This window comes from Simiduia sp. (assembly GCF_058345725.1).
The window spans coordinates 1-19,737 of the sequence record NZ_JBTUOC010000037.1 but is presented as its reverse complement, the minus strand read 5'-3'; the positions used below and the strand labels follow the sequence as shown (position 1 = coordinate 19,737).

Below are 19,737 nucleotides of genomic sequence, written 5' to 3'. Positions count from 1 at the left end.
TGTCGTGTGCCAAGCCTATGTGGCACCTCAATCCACTAAGCCTAGCACTCAAGTTGCGCCGGCGAAGTGGGATTGAGCCGCTATAATTTCAACTCTCAATGAAAAGGAGTCGAATCCCATGCCCAAACAGCTGAGCTACCCCTTGTTGGCCCTTGCCCTGAGTGCCAGTACCGCGAGTCTCGCAGAGACCGGATTTGCCGCTGCCGGACCCGCTGTGACCACCGGCGGCGTCAGCAATGGTCAAAGCACACTGTCCCTGGGTAGCAACCCCGCGGCCGTAGGTTTCGACCGCCGGCGCGCGGGCGAAGACACCGCCGTCCTGGGCGCTATCTACGTGGGCGGCGCGCTGGAGTACGGCGATGTCGAGGAGCTGTTTGACCAATACGACGCGCTGGCCGACTCTCTATCCGACACCGATGGCAGCAGTACCGGTATCAATTTTGATGCGATCGACCCCAATAACCCCGACTTTAACGCGCTGATTGCGCAGATCGAAGCCGAGGCAACCCGCGTGGGTGCGCTGCTGGCACTGGTGAGTCGCGAAGGCTACGCCAATGCCGATGCCGGCTTTAGTGCCGACTTTGTCATCAACAGCGATATCTGGGGGGGCACCTTAGGCTTCGATTTTGGCTACAGCGGCTCGGCTTCGGCGCAGAGCATCCTAGACCCGCTGGAATTTGATGCGGACACCGCCGAGACGCAGCTGCTCGCAGCCTACGACTTGGCACCGGGCGATCCCACCACCACCTACGACCTCACCGGCGGCCTTACGGTCACGATCAACCCCAATACCGGGAATGTATCCGGCAGCTTTACCAACGACAGCCTGTTGGCCATCCGCGCCGCTCAGCAAACACACCTGGGCATGAGCTACAGCTACCCCGTGCAGCTGGACAACAGCACCCTGTACCTGGGCGGTAAAGCCAAGTACGTGCGCATGGGACTAAGTCGCATCACACCGCGCATAGGCGACATCACCGATTCGGAGCAACTGTTCGACGACATTCGCGATGCCGACTTTGAAAACACCAGTCAATTGAGCCTGGATGTGGGCGCACTGTGGGTCGCCGAGCACGTCAGTGTGGGGCTCAGCGCAGAAGACCTCTTTGAACCCGAATACAAATTTAACGACGTGGACACCAGCGGCTACAGCGACGAAGCCGCTGCCATCATCGAGCGGCTGCGCACCTATCAACAAGACAGCAAGGTCACACTGGAGAGCAGCCTCTATACCGCCGATCGCACCTGGGCTGTGAGCGCACTTTACGAAGTCAATGAAACCACCGACCCCTTGGGCGAGGTACACCAGTGGTTGCAAGTCAGTGCCGGCTGGCAGGGCGATAATTTCTGGCTACCCAATGTGCGGCTGGGCTATCGCAGCAACCAGGCGGGCAGCAAGGTGAACATGTATAGCCTGGGCTTTACCTTGTTTCGCTACGTCGACCTGGATTTTGCCACCGCCACGGAAAAAGTGTCTATTGAAGGGGACAGCCTGCCGCGCGGTGCCAGCGTTAGCCTAGGCTTTACGCTGGCTATTTAAAGCCGGCCGGTTAGAGCGCTGGCGCCGATACAGCGCCAACGCCCCCCAGCCGTCCACCCGGGGCGTTTGACCGACAAGCTTTACGGCTTTTGCAAAAGCGCCATCAGCGCCACAACTGTGGCTTCAACGCCGGTGGTCACCGCGGGCTCGGCTTGAATTTTAAAGAGCGGGCTGTGGTGGCTCGGCACCGGCTCGCCACCTGCCGCTTCGCGTTCAAAGTCAGCTTTCGGCGTGCCGCCCACTTGAAAATACACGCTGGGAATGTAGGGGTCGGTGGTAAAGAAAGGGAAATCTTCCGCGCCCATACCCAAGCGGCGATATTGACGGTCAAAAATATCCTCGCCCAGGGCCGCCTGCCAACGCGCCTTTAATCGCTGTGTCAGTGGTATATCGTTGACCGTCGGTGGCGTGGGCTCATCGCTAATAATTACCTGCGGCAGCCTATCTTCGGGCAAACCGGCGGCACGCCCAGTATTCACGGCAACGCGCTCAATTGCCGCCATCAAATACTCGCGGGTCTCCCAGCTGTCGTTGCGCACCGTCACCTGCAGGCGTGCCTCGTCGGAAATAATGTTGTGCTTGGTACCCGCGTGAAAGGAGCCCACGGTAATTACCGCCGGCTCTTTAGGTGCTATTTCGCGGCTTACGATGGTCTGCAGCGCCAAAACAATTTGCGAGGCGATCACAACCGGGTCTTTGCCCCGATGGGGCGAGGCCCCGTGCGCGCCCACACCGGGTACGACTATGTCGATACTGTCCACGCCCGAGTAGGGCGAGCCCTCTACCGCCACCAGTTTACCAGCTTCTATCTCGGCGCTGACGTGCATGGCCAGTGCGTAATCTGGCTGTCCGAATCGACGCCAAATACCGTCTTCCATCATGCCCTTGGCACCGCCCACCCGCTCCTCTGCGGGTTGTCCCACCAGCATTAACGTACCCGACCACTCGCCCTTGCGCTTGGCCATTTGACGGGCAGTTCCCACCAGGCTGGTGATGTGAACATCGTGACCGCAAGCGTGCATCACTGGCACCAAATTGCCGTCCCAATCTTTTTGCTGTGCTTTCGAGGCGTAGGCAAGCCCCGACTTTTCTTCCACGGGCAGGCCATCCATATCGGCGCGCATCATCACCAGCGGGCCCGCGCCGTTTTTCATGATGGCTACGACGCCGGTTTTGCCCACGCCTTCAGTCACCTCAAAGCCTGCGGCGCGCAACTCTTTTGCCAACCGCTTGGCCGTGGCGAATTCCAAATGCGACAGCTCGGGATTTTTGTGAAAATGCTCGAACAGCGGTTTAAGGTGACCTGCATAATCTTTCTCGACGTCCTGCCGGAGGTCGGCAAAGCTAAACGAAGCTGTCAGCAGCGAAATCGTCAGTGCCAGTGCTGTTTTATACATGGATAAACTCCCTGTGAAAAAAATTGCGTGTTAATGGTTTCACACGCTTCAATAAATGCAGCGCTGTTACTGCGCTGCCGCTTCGCGGGCAATGCGCACCAGTTGCGCCAACCAGTCGCCCTCTGGTCGCTCGATAACGCGACCCAGTTCGCGGCCATCGCGCAACACAATCACGGTGGGCGTAAATTTTAGCTGGTATTGCTGCACCCAGGCGGATGGCGCCTGCTTGTGGCGATCCACACCAATGAGCTGGACATTGACATCGACCACCGGCGTCAGCGCCTGTAACAAGCGCGGCACTTCGCGCACGCTGTCGTGGCACCAACTGCCAAACAACACCACGATATCCACGCCGCGCAATGCCGCGCGCGCTTCCTTGGAAACCGCGGGGACCGGTTGAGTCCGGTAGTTTTTTTGAAAGGCCGGCTGCGCCAACAGCCGCTGGGCACTCACCGGCCCCAGCAGGTCTTCGGTTGCGTCTGCGGCGAGCGCCGGTGCAGCCAGCCAAACAAGTACCAACCATACTAAGCGATACACCATTATTGCCTCAGGTTTTCAATCGTTTTGTCGCGACACTGGCCATCAACTGGCTGTAGGCCTTGGTCAACTTGTTCACCGCATCACTGCCGCCGGCCAGCACGCTGCCGGTCAGCAGTACATCCACCATCACAAACATGCGCCCCTGAATACCCGCAGGCGTTTCTGCCACTAACTGATCGAGAATGCGCACCCCCACAAGAGCCACAATCAGGCCAAAGCACAAACCCATTTGCTGGGCGATGAGGCGAGAGTGGCTGCGATAGGCACTGCGCTCGCGTTGCAGTTGGTGCCAGCGCTCCTGCTGCGCCGCTGTGGGGGCCGCAAGGCCGGCCAACTCTTCGAGCTGTAAATCCAGCATGTCGGCCCCACCACCGCGCAGCGCCGACAAAAACACTTCAATGGCGCGCTCTAAAAACAGGCAGATAAGCAACACATAGCCAAACACCATGGGCAACACCAACAGGGGCTGAGTGCGCCAGGCCAGGCCCGTGGGTTGCAGGTACAAACCCAGCAGTGCCAACACCATGACGAATAACAACGTAATCACATACCTTTGCATAGCGCATCCTTGAAAGCGATTGTCCTGTTGAAAGTTAGGCGAAGCGCGCAATCAACGCGGTGGGCAAAAGACGCAGTAGCCGCGCCACCAGCGCCCAGGGCCAGCGCGGTACAGTGGCGCGCGCCACCCTGGCTTCTATCAGATCCGCCAATAGGCGGCCGCCGCGCGCCAGAGGAATACAAAACGGCCGCGCGCGCGCCGACTGGTTAATGGGGGTATCGATATAGCCGGGCCACAGCAGGGTGACCGCGATGGGCGACCGATACAGTTCCGCGCGCAGGGCTTCCATGTAGGTGGTCACCGCCGCCTTGGACGCACTGTAGGCAGCAGCACCCGGCAGCCCGCGAAAGCCGGCCACGCTGCTGATGGCCACAATGTGCCCGTGGCCCTGCGCGTCAAACAAACGGGCGGCGGCATCTACCGTCGCCATCAGCCCCAGCACATTGGTGTTCAAGGTGGCCTGTACTTTATCAAACGCCAAGCGACCCACTCGTTGGGTGTAACCCACCCCGGCGTTGGCGATGACCTTATCAATGCTGCCAAAGTGATCCCGCGCCGCCAGCAGGCATTGCTCTACGGCCATAGCATCAGTCACGTCCAGCGGCGCAACCCACACGCGCGCGCCGAAATCTGCCTCCAACTGCGCTTGCAATTGCGCGAGCCGATCTTGGCGCCGCGCGGTGAGCGCCAGCTGGTAACCGCGGCCGGCGAACTCCACCGCCATCTGCCAACCCAGGCCGCTGGAAGCACCGGTAATAAAAATGGTTTGCGCCATTGCGAGTGTCCTTTAACTGTCGATTAGGTTGGGCCTGACTAGGGGTGTTACAGCACCTGCGTTGCGACGGAAAGCAAGTCGCCCAAGCTGGCTTCCAGTTGATCGCCGCTGGCCAGCGGGCCTACGCCGGCGGGGGTGCCCGTTAACAGTACATCGCCCGGCTCCAGCACAAAAAACTGGCTGGCGTAGGCCAGTAGTGGCACCACCGGCGTGAGCATTTGCGCCGTGTTGCCCGATTGCCGCAGCTGGCCATTCTGGCGCAATTGCAACGACACGGCCTGCAGATCGGCCGGCGGCGGCACAAACGCAGACAAAGGCGCGCTGCCCGTGAAGCCCTTGGCCTTCTCCCAAGGATGGCCCTTGGCCTTTAATGCCGCCTGTAATTCGCGCAGCGTTAAATCCAGACCCAAGCCCACACCAGCCACCGCCTGAGCGGCTTCGGCTTCGCTGGCCCGGTCTAGCCGCTCGCCAATCAATACGCTCATCTCTGTTTCAAAGTGGCAGCTGCCCCAGCGCGTCGGGGGGCTAAAACCCGCCTCCATTGGGCAGGCGCAAATGGCGGTTTTGATAAACAGCAGCGGCTCTGCAGATACGTTGCTGTTCATCTCCTTTATATGGTCAGCGTAGTTTTGTCCGACGCAGATAATTTTGCCCAGACGCAAAGCGCCGTAGCGGGCGGTAAAGTCGGCTGGGCCAATTAGGCGGTGTTGGTATTCCATAGCGTTTCTCATGGGTTTTGCAGCAGGGCCGTCTAAATTGCACCCAACCGCCGGCATTATCTGGCAGCATTCTTAGGAAAAATGTCGGCTATCAGCGATAGATTGCGCGCCGGCAGTTGGCCTGCGAAGGAGCTGTGGTATCATGGCGCCCCATTTTCCCCGGCCCCTTTCCAGGTGGCCTGCGCACTGTATATTAAGGTGGTATCCCATGGCCAAGGTGTCTCTGGACAAGAGCAAAATCAAATTCCTTTTGCTGGAAGGCGTGCACCAGTCCGCAGTGGATAAGCTGACCGAAGCAGGTTACACCAACATCGAGTATCACAAAACCGCCCTGCCCGAGGCAGAGCTGTTGGAAAGCGTCAAAGATGCGCACTTTGTGGGCCTGCGCTCGCGCACTCAGCTAACCCGCGAAGTATTCGAAGCCGCCGGCAAGTTGATTGGCGTGGGCTGCTTTTGCATTGGTACCAACCAAGTCGATCTGTTAGCGGCCCAGGAACACGGGGTGGCTGTGTTTAACGCGCCCTACTCCAATACTCGCTCAGTTGCCGAATTGGTAATCGCCGAGGCCATTTTGCTGCTGCGCGGCATCCCCGAGAAAAATGCCGTCTGCCACCGGGGCGGCTGGCTGAAATCGGCCGAGGGCTCCTTTGAAATTCGCGGGAAAACCCTGGGCATTGTGGGCTATGGCTCCATCGGCAGCCAGGTCAGCGTGTTGGCCGAGTCGCTGGGTATGAAGGTGCTGTTTTCCGACGTGGTCACCAAGCTGCCCCTGGGCAACGCCGAGCAGGTGTCGCTGGATACACTTTTGGCCAAGGCGGATATTGTCAGCCTGCACGTGCCCGAAACCGGCGCCACAAAAATGATGATAGGCCCCGAGCAGCTGGCACTGATGAAGCCCGGAGCCATTTTGATTAACGCCTCGCGCGGTACCGTGGTCGACATTGACGCGCTGGCCGAAGTTTTGAAGGCGGGCAAATTATCTGGCGCTGCCATCGATGTGTTTCCCGTGGAGCCCAAGGGGCCGCAGGATGAATTTGTGTCGCCCTTGCGGTCTTTAGACAACGTCATTTTGACCCCCCATATCGGTGGTTCCACCATGGAGGCCCAGGCCAACATTGGCGTAGAAGTGGCCGAGAAACTGATTAAGTACTCCGACAATGGCACCACCACCAGCTCGGTGAATTTCCCCGAAGTGGCGCTATCGGCGCACGCCAACGTACACCGCCTGCTGCACGTTCACCACAATGTGCCCGGCGTCATGTCGGCCATTAACCGGCTGTTTTCAGAAAACAACATCAACATCATTGGCCAGCATCTGCAAACCAATGAAAAAGTGGGCTATGTGGTTATCGAGGTGGACGCCGCCAACTCTGAAACTGCCCTGGAAAAAGTGCGCGAAGTTGAGGGAACCATCCGCTGCCGCGTCTTGTTCTGACAGGTCGCGCATCTATTCGCTAAAGGCCGCGCGAGCGGCCTTTTTTATGTGCGCTCACCGAGCCACTGCACGGCCGACAGCACCACCGCAAGCGCGCATTCAAGACGCGCTCACCGGCCCCCGGGCCTTACACGCCGATAACGACAGCAGGACACACCGTGGAATTTACTCGCGAGCAAAAACTGGGCGTAGGCCTAGGCGTTGGCGCCTTTCTGCTTTGGGGCCTGTTCCCCATATTTTTAAAGGCTATCAGCATCATTCCGCCGTTAGAGTTGGTGGCACACCGCATCGCCTGGTCCTGGCTATTTGTTTTGCTGGCTATCTTGGTTACTCGACAACTGCCCACCTTGTTAAGCTATTACCGGCGCCCCAAAATGCTCTTGGCACTACTGGCGTCCACGCTATTGCTGGGTGGCAACTGGTTTTTGTTTGTCTATGCCGTCAACACGGGCAAAGTCCTGGAGGCTAGCCTGGCCTACTACATCAACCCGCTGCTAAACATGGCCTTGGGCGGCATCTTTTTGAGCGAGCGGCTGCGCCCATTGCAGTGGCTGGCAGTGTTGCTAGCCTGCACCGGCGTGGCCATAGAGGTGGCGGTATTTGGCTCTGTGCCCTGGCTGGCACTGGGCATGGCCAGCTCCTTTGCACTCTACGGCTTAATTCGCAAGCTCGCGCCCATCGACAGCCTGAACGGCATGATGATCGAGTGCACCTACTTGCTGCTGCCGGCGCTGGCCTATCTGTGGGCGTACGGCCAGGCCACGTTTGACCAGTTGTCGCACACCCACTGGGCGTTGCTGTCTGTGTTTGGCCCTGTGAGTACAATACCCTTGATGATGTTCGCCTCCGCGGCGCGTAAAATTCAGTACACCACCATGGGCTTTTTGCAGTACATAGGCCCCACCTTGATGTTTTTTCTGGCGGTGCTGATATACGGCGAGCACTTTGGCCCCGCAAAATCTACCACCTTCAGCTTTATCTGGCTGGGCGTTGCCTGCTTTTGTATCGACGTCATCTGGCGCGCGCGCCGCAATCGGCACAGGCCCAGCCGCTAAATAGCTTCGCTGAGCTGTTCGCGCACCCGTCGCTTAAGTACCTTGCCCGTGACGCCCTGTTCGGTGGGGCGCCGGTCAATTCGCAGATCGACGGGCGCCGCTATGCCCTGGGACCGCAAAAATGCGTGCACGCGCGCGCGCAATTGCGCCTCGTCGACCGGTGCAATGATTTCACAAATCACGCCCAAACGCGCGGTTGCATCGGTGCCCGCGCAAGCCACCAGCGTACAGTCAAACACATCGCTAACGTTCGCCAGTATGGCCTCCTCCAATTGAGTGCTGTAAAAAGTCTGGCCATCGAGCTCGATACTGTCGGTGGTGCGATCCACGTGGTAGAAATAACCGTCTTGGTCCCGGTAGGCCCAATCGCCCGTTAGCCAATAGCCACCCAAACGGTTTTTCAGTGTTAGCAACGTATTATTCCAGTAACCTGGCGTCACTGTGGGCGAGTTGACGCCTAAAAAACCCACCTCCCCCACTGGTAGCGGCTGGCCGTCGGCCGACAAAATAGCGGCGTCTACCCAGCTGAAGGGCTTGCCGATACAGCGATCGAAGCGCTCGGAACCCGGCCTGTGCACATTGCGAAACGCGGCAAAACCAAATTCGGAGGAGCCAAAATTATCGATAAAAACCGAGCCCTCATGCCACTCACCCCGATACTCGTGCCGCCCAAAGGCCATCAAGGTTTCAATATGCTGCCGGTGATTGGCATCGCCAGTGCTCAGCCAACAACTGATAGAACTGAAATCAAGTGCATTCAGCGGCTGGCGACAAATTTCGGTATAAACCCGCGGGAAGGAGATAAAAATATCGGGTTGAAACGCCGCCACACCGGCTAGCACCTGCGCTGGTGCTTTGTGGCTTTGAATTTTTATTCGCGCACCGCGCAACAGGTAGCTCATCATGATCGACAATGCCGATGCGTGCGAATGCGGCAGGGCGTTAAGCACCCGCTCGCCCACCATTTTCTTCACCTGCTGCCTGACGCCATAGAAAAAGCCGCCGTGGCTAAATTGCACCGCCTTGGGAATGCCGGTGGTACCCGAGGTGTGCGCCAATAAAACTATATCGTCAAATTGAAACCGGTAGCGACCAGCCAGCGGCGCCAAGCTATCGAGCGCAATTGACTCCTGTGCGGTGCAATTGGCTACAACCGCGTGCGCCTGCAAGGCTGTGCTCAACTCGGTCAGTCGCGCTTCCTGCGTCACCACTCGCACGGCACCCACGCGCCCGATAAACTGGGCCACCACGGCCGGGGACAGTTGACCATTGATAAAGACCGCCACAGCACCCAATTGGTTTAGTGCAATAAAATGCAGCATATAGTCCAGGTTATCGGGCAGCAGCAATGCAACGGGATCTTTGGCCGCCACGCCAATGGACGCATACCAACTAGCCAATTGACCGGCCCGACACACCAATTGGTGCAACGAAATACGCCTGCCCTGCAACAGAGCCAGTGGCGCATCGAGTTCGATATTGTCGCGGGCAGCGCTCGGCAATTCGTTGGCCAGAGTTTCAAAAACATTGCCGGCACCGAGTTCCGCACGACTGAGTAATTTCTCCAGTACTATTTCATCGTACTGGCTGGCAGCGCGAGAAAAATCCGCCATGATGTATCTCCTTTAGCTGGGTTATTGAACGGCTGGCTAGACAAAGGTGGCTGGCAGTTCGACCAATCAAGCCTCGTGCAGCCGTTGTTTCTTGGCGGGTTGGCGCACGTAAAGATCGGCTTGCGAAAGTCGCTCAGCCAGTCCAAATCGCACCACCTTTCCGTTGTCGTTGCGCGGCAAATTATCGATAAAGTACAAATTGACTGGTTGGTAGTAGCTGGGAAAATAGTCGGGTAGACTGGCCTCCACCATGGCCACCACCTCGCCGGCCCTTTGCTTGGCCACGGCGCCCGCCGCCACCAGGCACACTTGGGTTAGGCCCGCCGCCGTTTGCTGTGGCAACAGCAAAAAGCCCTCGACATAGGGCATTAAACCCGCCAGAAACGTTTCCACAGACAGGGGTTCAACCCAGCGCCCTTTCACCTTAAAGCATTCATCTGTGCGCCCGAGAAAATGATAGCTGCCGCCTTCGTGGCTAAAATAATCGCCCGTGCGGTACCAACCATCGACAAATTTTTCCGCCGTTTTATCGGCCTTTTTGTAATATCCCAACGCCATGCTCGGACCCTTAACCCATAGCTCACCGCGCGATTTGTCCGAAGGTAAATCCTCTGCTAGTGGTTGTAGTCTGACCTGATATCCGGGTACTGGTTCGCCTACGCTGCCGCCGCTGGCTGATGTCATCGTGGGCGACAGATAAACGTGCCCCATTTCCGTTGCGCCCACACTATCGAGCAAAGTCAATCCGAAGCGATTGCGCCAAAGGCTGAACAAATGCTCTGGTAAAGTCGCGCCTGCGGATACTAATATGGGTTGATTTTTTGCAATCATCGGCAGTTCAACCACCTCTGCCATACTGGCATACAGAGTTGGCACTGAAAAAAGATGGGTTGGATTAAAATGTTTCCAGTTGTCGATCACCGTGGTTTTATCGGGCCATCGGTGATCCAACAGAGCGGTTGCATTGTTCAAGAGCGTGAAGAAAAAGCTCGCGCCCAAGCCATAGCCAAAAAACATTTTAGCGGTGGCGTATATGCGACTGTGCTCGTCAATGCCCAGCACGCCTTTTGCGTAATGTTGATTATTCGCAATCATGCCAGACAACTGATGCATCACGCCCTTGGGGCTACCGGTAGTCCCAGAGGTATACTGCAGATAGTCGGCCGCCAGTACACCGCAAAAAAAACGCCCTTCACAGGGCGTATTCATCAGAAATTCTTCGAGCTTGATATACACAAGCTGCGCATCTTCCACGTCGCCGCTCACCACCATTGTCATTGGGCGCTGCACCTGTAAAGCAGCCGCATGCCACAAATGCATGACGGCGGACTCAACAAACGCGAGTACCGCGCCCGAATCCTCAACAATATGAGCCGCAGCACTGGTTTTTAGCCGTGGATTGATGGGGATTGCGACGGCCCCCACCCAAAAACACGCGAGTAGTAAACTGGCGTAGCGCGGTGTATCGTTCAGGGCAATAATCACCCTGTCACCCGGCTTGACGCCCACGTCCAATAACGACTGCGCCGCAATGGCAATCTGCTCGCGCAGAGCCGTATAACTCAGTGAGTGAGATGGCGTTTGGTAGACGGTTTTATTTAACGACTGCCATTGACCCAGTAGATGTTCGACGAAATTGCCTCGATTGTTCACGGTAGACTCTCCTTGTGAACCCATTCCTTAGAAAGGGCTTAGGGGTAACTTTCCATAATTCCAAATGCCTGACGGCGTTATTCAATGTGCGGGCGCTATTTCCAAGAAACGCTGCGCGTAACAGCCATTCATATTTTCTATAAACACCATTAGCTGCAGTCGGTACTGTGCGCGCCAATCTGCATCTACGGGCAGGTAGGCCAACAGGGTTTCCAGCCAGTGTTGCGCGGGCCCTGCTTGTGGCACCAACCGATAGCTGGCACCTTCGTTCAAGGTAGATACCAAGAGTGCCCACGGCGCATAAATCAACCCAAGTAACTTAAGTTGCGCCAACGGTGTATTGACAAGGTCTGACAGCGACACGTGTTTTTCGACGCTCGCAAGCTGCTGCATTAACTGTTCGCTGGCTCGACTAAAGGCATTACTATCGGAGCTGGCGAAAATCGTTCTGGTAATTTCGTGCAAAGTGGCTGCCTGCGCCTGCCAGGCACGAACCTTGGCGCGATCGGTTAAGCTTGTCGCTTGCCAATCCAGGTTATATTTCTCAGAGAGATAGCCAAGTATGGCCGTTGACTCATAAATAATTTCGCCGTCATCCACTAACACCGGCACCTTTTTGAAGGGCGTTGCCGCGGTTAGCGCAGTGGGCAACGAAAGAAAGTTGACTTCGTGGTGGGTGAATTGTAAGCCGCTTTGTTGCAACCCAAACCAAACGCGCTGGCAGTAGGGGCAAATAATGTTGCCGTAATAATGCAACCCGGAGTTCGACAGAGACATTTTCATAGCTTAAAGACACCTGGCTCGGCAGCACATATTTCGCTGGCATGTTAGCCGCATAGAACCGAAGCCAACACCGCCACAACGAAACATTTGAAGTGAAGAATTTTCACCAATGGATAAATTAAAGTTACTGAGCATTTTCACCAAAGTTGCCGAGCAAGGAGGCTTCAGTCAGGCTGCTTCTACACTCGGCCAGACACCCTCCACCGTTAGCAAAGCCATTGCGCGCCTGGAATCTAACTTAGGCGTCACGCTACTAGATAGAAACACGCGTCATATTCGGTTAACCCAGGCGGGTGAGGACTACTATCGCGTTAGCAAGGCACTACTGAAGGAGCTGGAGGATTGTGAACAGGCCCTGCAAGCACGCAATAGCCGCCCAAATGGTCTACTAAAAATTAATCTGCCAACCGCTTACGGTCGTCTCTATATCACGGAGATGCTTAGCCAGTTTCAACGAGCGCATCCCGACATCGCTATACAAGCGGTTTACTCAGACGAATATATCAATATGGTGGAGCATGGCTTTGATCTCACAATTCGCACCGGACAGCTTAATGACAGCAATTTAATTGCCCGACAACTCAGCCCCATGGATTTCCTCATCTGTGGATCGCCGGCGCTGTTTCAACAGCGGGGCCTTCCCACAACGAAACAGGCGCTTGCAGAGATGCCCTGGGTGCAGTTTAAATTCAGTGAGACCGGTCGAGCCATGGCCATTACCTTGCCCGACAACAGTCAATTGAAATTGTCGGCCGACGCCAAGCTGGTGGTATCCGATGGCGAATCGATGGTCGAGCTATGTTGCGCAGGCCACGGGTTAATACAAGCGCCCCATTTTTTGGTGCGCCAGGCACTGGAGGCCGGTCGACTGCGAGTGCTTTACGCGCCGCAGCAGATTGGCAATTTTGCGGTCTACGCGCTCTACCAAAAACAACAGCATCTACCGGAAAAAATCCGATTATTTGTCGATATGCTAATTCACTTTTTGGCAGAGCGCGGCGAAAGCTGTTACAAAACCTGGGCCTCCGACCTGACACCATTAGTGCCCAAGTGGACCGACGGCGTAGCGCCCCTGGCGCCGGCCGTTAGATCAACTCTTGTAAGCCACCAATAGGTCGCGCGGTGCATCCAGTTTAAGTAGCTGCATATCGGAAAAGCCTGCACTGGCTAGCAGCGCGTTATACTCTGCCTGCGTGCGCTCCTTGGCGCCGGGCTGAAAGGCAATGAGCATTTGCAGGTTCATCATCACACCCCACCAATCTCCCGTGTGGTCATTGTTCAGTACCTTTTCGCTCACTACTAGCATGCCACCGGTGGGTAGCGTGTTGTAGCAGTGCCGTAGAATCGTCAAACAGCCCTCGTCATCCCAATTATGCAAAATGTAACTCAACAGAATGACGTCGACATCGACAGGGTAATCGCCGGCAAACATGTCGCCCACTACAAATTCGAACCGGTCGTGCAGCCTACGGCGGGCAATCATTTCTTCTGACAGGTGTTTAACCGGCGCCAGATCCAGGCACACGCCCGTTAAGTGGCTGTGCCGCTGCACCAGCTCTGCGGCAAAGGTACCGGTACCTCCGGCCAGGTCGAGCACTCTATGGAAGCGCTCCAGCGCCAACTTCTCTGCGGCCAATTCACCGATTGGGCCATTGTACGAATCCAGCAGACGGAAGAAGTGGCGCATTTGCGTGTCGTTGCCGTAGATTGCCTTGTAAAGCTCCTGCGCACTTTGACCCCACGCCTGCTCATGTCGAGGACTGTATTCCCGCAGCGCGTCGGGCAAATACTCCCACATGCGATAGAAATAGCAGTCGTGCTGGTGAAAAGCCATGGGGTACTCGGCATCTGTCACCAAGTAACCCGCCAGCGATGTATTCTGGTAGCCTTGCTCACTCAAGGATATCAACTCGAGATTTTCCATAGCAGACAGTAGGCGGCGCGCACCCTCTGGGTGAATGCCAATTGCGCGCGCGAGCTCCTCGGCACTTTTCGGCTGTACCAGCACATCAAATATCTTGAGATTACACGCGGCGGAAAATGCGCCTGCCGTGTAAAAGGTAAAGGCCATGGCGTTCAGTTTGTTCAGTGCTTCCAGGTGCTGCATGATTCACTCCTTGTATTTTCAAAAGATTTGTCAGGCGCGCCATTGTCCGGCGCGGGGATTCACTTCGCGCAACAATCGCTTGGTATTAACATAGTGCCGCCACTGAAGATTATCGGTTGAGATATTGTTTCCATAGCTACCCGAACCCACCAGAAAGGACAGATCTATTGCCGTGGTGGCACCCATCATGCCAAAGACCGCACCGCAGTTAACCAACAACCTACCGGCCGGTACTCGCTTTGCAAAGGCAGCAATTTCCTCCGACCGATCGCTATAGATCACCGCCGTGTGGCCCGCCCCATTGAGTTGTAAAATATCGCGACACAAATCGATGCCGTCTGCTTCAACGACAAATAGCGACACCAACGGCGCCAGCTTTTCATTCGCCAATTGCACCAGTTCTGATCGATGCGCAGGAATGGCAATCAATCGGGTTTCGGGCGCACAATGAATATCGGCAAGGGCCAATAATTCAATGGCGCTGCGACCAATACACGAGGGTTTCAGCCGGTGGCTATTGGGCTCAAACCAGCGCGCAATCGCCTGCTGCCTTTGCGACTCACTCAGAACCATTGTGCCCGCCTTCGACAGCGCCACTAAAAAATCCGATGCAATAGTCGCATCCACCACCAGGTTATTTTCGGAACCGCATACTATGCCGTTATCGTAACTTTTACTGTTGACGATGGACTCTGCCGCCTGGGCTAATTTCGCGCTTTTGGCAATAAGTACCGGGGCATTGCCAGGGCCTACGCCGTAACATGGATTACCACTGCGCTGCGCTTGCCGCACAAGATCGGCACCTCCCGCCGCCATAATTACCGCCACCTGTGGGTGGGCCATAGCCAGTTGTACCCACTGGCGGTCGGCGTGCGCGGGTAGCGCTTGCACTGCATCTACCGGCAGACCTGCCGCCGCCAACTGGGACCGCACCTGATCAACCAATTGCAAACCCAAGGTCTTGGCTTTACGCGGAAAGCTCAGCAGCAAGCTATTTCGCGTTCTTAAACCATTCAGTATTTGAAATAAGCTATTCGGCACCGGGTTGGTCAACGGTACGATTGCGAGAATACAGCCGAGCGGACTGACGTATTCGACGCAGTCTTGGCTATTGCCTGTTAGGGCTCCTGTGGTATTTATGCCCAACAATTGCGCGCGCACGCCCTCCAGCACCAATGTCAACTTGTGTCGTTTTGCCGATAGTTCGCCAATACCAGTGTCGTTCACTTCACGCTCGCAGTAATAGTCGAGGCGCTCGCCCACAGCAATACAAATACTGCTTATCAGCTGATCCAGTTGTGCATCGGTTGTGTTGTCCAGTAGCGCTTGCGCTTGCAGGCTTCTGGTCATCAGTGCATCCACTTGTTCGCTGAACTCCGGCACCAAAACACCGGCGCTGCTGTTCATAGTGACGGCGCCTTCAAGCTGGCTACCTTGTCCGCCTTGGCTTGCTGCCACTGCGCGATCTGCTTACTGGAGTCGGCGATCACACTGGCTGGATCGGAAAAATCTGTTTGGCGAAATATCACCTTGCCATTGTCCACTAGCAACAGCGTAGGAAATTGGTTGACGCGGTACTGCAGAAAGGTGGCATTTTCGGTATCTATAGCAACGGGGTAATCAATGGCGAACTTTTCCCGGTACTCGGCTACATCTTTTGGTTCTGTCCACAGTCGCGATACCTTTGCATTAAATACAAGCGTTGGAAATTGTTTGATCAAGGCCTGTACCACTGTCTGTGATTGCACACAGTTTTTTGCCATTTCCGGGTGAGTCTCTTTGAGATACCAGTCGCACCAAGTGGCACTGAGGTAGAGCAGCCCACTGTATCGGTTACTATTATTCTTCGAAATTGAATGTGCCGTTGACCCCGCTAGCGCAGCCAGTGACTGAGCTGGATTTTTGGCCAGGGTACGCAGCGTGTTATCGAGTTTTTCGTCGGCCTGATGGCTTTGGTAAACCGGCCGACCCGATGCATCCAGCACCACGTGAAACGGCGTACCCATAAAGTTGTAGTACTGTGCTAAGGCGCCAGTCTTATCCAGCGCAATGGGCACCGTTAAGCCGTACTTGTCTTTAATGGCAGCGATCTGGGCTGTGCTTTCATTCACAAAAATATTCACAGACACCACCTCAATTGCATCGCCGTAATTAGCGTATGCGTCTTGCAGGTGCGGCATTTCGTCCCGGCACGGCAAGCACCAACTGGCCCAGAACTTTAAATAAACCGGCTTTTTGCCAATGGCATCTGACAGTACCAGCGGGCCCTTAGTCAGCGTATCGATAGGCTGCGCGAGCGGATCTTTGGCACCACTAGATGACGCCTGCGCCAGCCCAGCCAGAGACGTTAAAAGGCACATTAGTACAAGTAAATTAACGCGACAGCTGCGGAAGACTTGCATGATTCACTCCATTAATCGGTTAAAGGAATTGGCAGCGGTTTTAAAGCCGCGGTTAATGTACACCAGCCGCAAGTCTCTGCCGTTGAAACATCTTCACAACAGTAATCGCGCTAAAAGCCTTCTAAAACCGCCGTACAGATTGAATCATCGCAGTCTATTTTCGCCTCAGTAACCACAGGGATGAATACACATGTCGAGTCAATCCATCCAACGCAGAACACTGTTAAAGAGCTTGGGCGCGGCGGTGGCCGCCAGCAGCCTGCCAATTAATGCCAGCGCCAATCGCCCCGATAAACGCGAGTACGACTTTGTCGTGATTGGGGCCGGCCCAGGGGGTGGCCCAGTGGCCGCCAATTTGGCGCTGGCGGGATTTCGCGTGGCCCTGGTTGAAGCCGGCATCAACCCCCTGGACAGCGAGCAGGTCAGTAACCCCTTGACGCCCTTTCACTACCAAATTCCCCTGCTGTTCACAGCGGCTTCGGAAAGCAACGAGATTAGCTGGGACTTTTACGTTGAGCACTACAAGCGCAAGGCCCGTCAAAAGCGCAATTCAAAATACGTCGACAATAAAGGCATTTTGTATCCCCGCGGCGCCGCCTTGGGTGGCTCGGCGGCCCACAATGCAATGGTGTGGATGTACCCTCACGACGTGGATTTTGATCGCATTGCCACAACCACCGGCGACGACAGCTGGGCGGCGGAAAACATGCGCGCATACTTCCAACGAGTAGAGGCCTGCGGTTACTGCACCCCCATGGACTACGGCCGCGGTACCGAGGGCTATCTACCAGCCAACTGGCAAGAGGACGGCGTTTTCTCCACCGATCCGGTTCTGCATCAACTGGCCACCAAAGGCGCGCGCACCCCCAGCTCCTACTACGAGGGCAATACCCTGAGCGATGTAAATCATCCACTTGTAGCGCGCGGCGATACGGGAGCCTTTGCCACCCCCCAGCACAACGAGCAACAGGTGCGCGTCACCATTGCCGAGCGCTTAATGGCCATCGCCGCGCAATACCCCGAGCGCCTACACCTCTACACCGGCACTTTGGCCACGCGCCTGCTAGTCAGAAAAGCCCGTAAAAATCGCCCCGCCAAAGCCATTGGGGTGCGCGTGGAAGTCGGCCGCAATCTGTACGCGGCCGACAAGGACTACCAACCCCACCGGCACGGCGAAAAACTCAAACTTATGGCGCGGCACGAAGTGGTCCTGTCTGGCGGCACCTTTAATACGCCGCAGCTGTTGATGCTCTCGGGCATAGGCGACCGGCACGCCCTCAAGCAACTCGGCATTAAGCCCAAGGTCCACCTGCCAGGCGTCGGTAAAAATCTGCAGGACCGTTACGAGGTGGCCGTGAGTGTGGAACTCAAAGAAGACCTGGCACTGCTAAAGCCCTGCCGTCCTGGCGCCGCAGAAGACCCCTGCCTAGACAGCTACTTTTCCGCTGTTTGGGATCTGTTACCCGAGCCCTTTAAAGGCCCCTACGGCATGAACGGCATAGTCGCCACGCGCATTGAACAGTCGCGACACGCGCAACCAGGCGCACCGGATTTGGTGCTGGTGGGCCTACCCATTGGCTACACCGGCATCTATCCTGGCTACTCCCAACAGTGGTCGGCTAAGCGCTGGACCTGGCTGGTACTCAAGGGCCACAGCACCAACAACGGCGGCGAAATTTCACTGCGCTCGGGCAACCCACACCACACGCCACACATTCGCTTTAACCACTTCGACGAAGGCGCCGGCCAACCCGAACACGACCTGGACGCCGTGGTAGAGGGCATCAAACTTGCGCGTAGCTATTTGTCGCACCCGGAGATTGCGCCCTTGATCGAAAGAGAGATCACACCTGGGCCAGAGCTCACGACCGATGCCCAATTGCGACAGTATGTTTTGGACGAAGCTTGGGGACACCACGCCAGCTGCAGCGCCAAAATTGGCGGCGACCAGGACCCGCTGGCCGTGCTCGACAGTCAATTTCGCGTGCGCGGCGTGGACCGGCTGCGGGTGGTGGATGCCAGCGCTTTTCCACAGATTCCCGGCTTTTTTCCGGTAGCGGCGGTGTTTATGATCAGCGAAAAAGCCGCCGACCAACTGCTGGCAGACGCCCATCAGAGACTGCAAGGCGCCAACGGCGGCAGCTAATTTCGGCAGCTTGACAAAACGCCTGCATTGCGCAATTCTGATATCAATTTGATATCACTCAAAAGGAGATTGCGTCATGCACACGGAATACGACGGCAAAAGCCGCTCCGGCTACACCATGATATTGGTGCTGCTGGCACTGCAAGTATTGGGCGTTTTTTTAATTGTCACCGGCCCCATACCGGTGAAAGGTCTTGCGGTGTTGGGCTCGGTGGTGGTGTTCATCTGCTGGTTTGGGCTTTACATGGTGCACCCCAACCAGGGTAAGGTGCTGCAACTGTTTGGCAATTACAAGGGCACAGACCGCACACCGGGCTTGCGTTGGAACAACCCCCTCTACGCCAAACGGCCGGTAAGTCTGCGGGTGCGCAATTTTGAAAGTGGGCGCCTAAAAGTCAACGACGCCAACGGCAACCCCATCGAGATAGCCGCGGTGGTGGTGTGGCGCGTCATCGATACCTACGACGCGGTTTTCGAAGTGGACGACTACGAAAATTACGTGTCGATTCAAAGCGAAGCGGCCCTGCGCAATCTCGCCACCAGCTACCCCTACGAGCACGACGCCGACGACCACCGCCTGACCCTGCGCGGCCACTCCAGCGCCATTGCCGAGAAGTTGCGCACCGAGGTCCAAGATCGATTGGGCAAAGCCGGCGTGGAAGTGCTCGAAGCTCGCCTCTCTCACCTGGCCTATGCCCCAGAAATAGCCCAGGCCATGCTGCAGCGCCAACAGGCCAGTGCCGTATTGGCCGCGCGTAAAATTATTGTGCAGGGCGCCGTCGGCATGGTGAAAGACGCCATAGAGCAGCTAGCCAGCGAAGACGAGGTCGAATTGGACGATGAACGCAAGGCGGCCATGGTCAGCAATCTGCTGGTGGTACTGTGTGGCGAAAACAATGCTCAACCGGTGCTTAACGCCGGCTCTCTTTACTAGGAGCTGTTGTGGCTAAAAAAGCCTACCCCCTGCGCATCAATGAATCCGTACTGGCCGCCATGCAGCGCTGGGCCGACGA

The 19,737-nt window shown here is 56.4% G+C and carries 16 protein-coding genes and 1 pseudogene; 6 read left to right on the top strand and 11 right to left on the bottom strand.

From position 1 onward, the window contains the following. The first annotated feature begins 118 nt into the window (after positions 1-118). Positions 119-1,540, top strand: a complete 1,422-nt coding sequence (gene traF / locus ACW8F6_RS09350) for a conjugal transfer protein TraF (RefSeq protein ID WP_491575596.1) — start codon at positions 119-121, stop codon at positions 1,538-1,540. Positions 1,541-1,620: 80 nt separating this feature from the next. Here traF and ACW8F6_RS09345 read toward each other — a convergent pair whose 3' ends face one another. The 5 genes from ACW8F6_RS09345 to ACW8F6_RS09325 all read right to left on the bottom strand — a co-directional run bounded on the left by ACW8F6_RS09345 (position 1,621) and on the right by ACW8F6_RS09325 (position 5,530). Then, entirely contained in the window at positions 1,621-2,937 is a 1,317-nt protein-coding gene (locus tag ACW8F6_RS09345) for an amidohydrolase (RefSeq protein ID WP_491575595.1), read from the bottom strand. Between the two features lie 66 nt (positions 2,938-3,003). After that, entirely contained in the window at positions 3,004-3,477 is a 474-nt protein-coding gene (locus ACW8F6_RS09340; RefSeq protein WP_491575594.1) for a TlpA family protein disulfide reductase, read from the bottom strand. 7 nt (positions 3,478-3,484) lie between these two features. Then, positions 3,485-4,036, bottom strand: coding sequence for a hypothetical protein (locus tag ACW8F6_RS09335; protein WP_491575593.1), 552 nt, complete (start codon positions 4,034-4,036; stop codon positions 3,485-3,487). A gap of 34 nt (positions 4,037-4,070) precedes the next feature. Continuing rightward, positions 4,071-4,811 carry an SDR family oxidoreductase gene (locus ACW8F6_RS09330; protein WP_491575592.1) on the bottom strand — a complete coding sequence of 247 codons (741 nt, stop codon included), beginning with the start codon at positions 4,809-4,811 and terminating at the stop codon, positions 4,071-4,073. 47 nt (positions 4,812-4,858) lie between these two features. Next, on the bottom strand, positions 4,859-5,530 hold the full coding sequence (locus ACW8F6_RS09325) for a fumarylacetoacetate hydrolase family protein (RefSeq protein ID WP_491575591.1): 672 nt from the start codon (positions 5,528-5,530) through the stop codon (positions 4,859-4,861). Positions 5,531-5,738: 208 nt separating this feature from the next. Here ACW8F6_RS09325 and serA point away from each other — a divergent pair, with 208 nt between their 5' ends. Both serA and rarD read left to right on the top strand, forming a co-directional pair. Next, positions 5,739-6,965 carry a phosphoglycerate dehydrogenase gene (gene serA / locus ACW8F6_RS09320; protein WP_491575590.1) on the top strand — a complete coding sequence of 409 codons (1,227 nt, stop codon included), beginning with the start codon at positions 5,739-5,741 and terminating at the stop codon, positions 6,963-6,965. A gap of 158 nt (positions 6,966-7,123) precedes the next feature. Continuing rightward, a complete protein-coding gene (gene rarD / locus ACW8F6_RS09315) occupies positions 7,124-8,020 on the top strand; it encodes an EamA family transporter RarD (protein ID WP_491575589.1) in 897 nt (298 codons plus the stop codon). Here rarD and ACW8F6_RS09310 read toward each other — a convergent pair. From ACW8F6_RS09310 to ACW8F6_RS09300, 3 genes are all read right to left on the bottom strand, one after another. Next, complete coding sequence (locus tag ACW8F6_RS09310; RefSeq protein ID WP_491575588.1) at positions 8,017-9,633, bottom strand: class I adenylate-forming enzyme family protein; 1,617 nt, start codon at positions 9,631-9,633, stop codon at positions 8,017-8,019. The two genes, rarD and ACW8F6_RS09310, sit on opposite strands and share 4 nt — an antisense overlap. Positions 9,634-9,699: 66 nt before the next feature. Beyond that, a complete protein-coding gene (locus ACW8F6_RS09305; RefSeq protein ID WP_491575587.1) occupies positions 9,700-11,286 on the bottom strand; it encodes an AMP-binding protein in 1,587 nt (528 codons plus the stop codon). A gap of 81 nt (positions 11,287-11,367) precedes the next feature. Further along, on the bottom strand, positions 11,368-12,069 hold the full coding sequence (locus tag ACW8F6_RS09300; protein WP_491575586.1) for a glutathione S-transferase family protein: 702 nt from the start codon (positions 12,067-12,069) through the stop codon (positions 11,368-11,370). Between the two features lie 109 nt (positions 12,070-12,178). Here ACW8F6_RS09300 and ACW8F6_RS09295 point away from each other — a divergent pair, with 109 nt between their 5' ends. Next, on the top strand, positions 12,179-13,183 hold the full coding sequence (locus tag ACW8F6_RS09295) for a LysR family transcriptional regulator (protein ID WP_491575585.1): 1,005 nt from the start codon (positions 12,179-12,181) through the stop codon (positions 13,181-13,183). Here ACW8F6_RS09295 and ACW8F6_RS09290 read toward each other — a convergent pair. The 3 genes and pseudogenes from ACW8F6_RS09290 to ACW8F6_RS09280 form a co-directional block, all read right to left on the bottom strand. After that, the gene (locus ACW8F6_RS09290) at positions 13,160-14,176 is read right to left on the bottom strand and encodes a methyltransferase (protein WP_491575584.1); all 1,017 of its coding nucleotides are present in this window, start codon (positions 14,174-14,176) and stop codon (positions 13,160-13,162) included. The genes ACW8F6_RS09295 and ACW8F6_RS09290 overlap by 24 nt on opposite strands. Positions 14,177-14,206: 30 nt before the next feature. Continuing rightward, complete coding sequence (locus ACW8F6_RS09285; protein WP_491575583.1) at positions 14,207-15,583, bottom strand: aldehyde dehydrogenase family protein; 1,377 nt, start codon at positions 15,581-15,583, stop codon at positions 14,207-14,209. Continuing rightward, a pseudogene (locus ACW8F6_RS09280) lies at positions 15,580-16,431 on the bottom strand (TlpA family protein disulfide reductase); the annotation flags it as partial. The gene ACW8F6_RS09285 and the pseudogene ACW8F6_RS09280, both read right to left, overlap by 4 nt. A gap of 337 nt (positions 16,432-16,768) precedes the next feature. Between ACW8F6_RS09280 and ACW8F6_RS09275 the strand changes: the two are divergent. Both ACW8F6_RS09275 and ACW8F6_RS09270 read left to right on the top strand, forming a co-directional pair. Continuing rightward, positions 16,769-18,724, top strand: a complete 1,956-nt coding sequence (locus ACW8F6_RS09275; RefSeq protein WP_491575582.1) for a GMC family oxidoreductase — start codon at positions 16,769-16,771, stop codon at positions 18,722-18,724. Positions 18,725-18,800: 76 nt separating this feature from the next. Further along, a complete protein-coding gene (locus ACW8F6_RS09270) occupies positions 18,801-19,658 on the top strand; it encodes an SPFH domain-containing protein (RefSeq protein ID WP_491575581.1) in 858 nt (285 codons plus the stop codon). Positions 19,659-19,737: the final 79 nt, after the last annotated feature.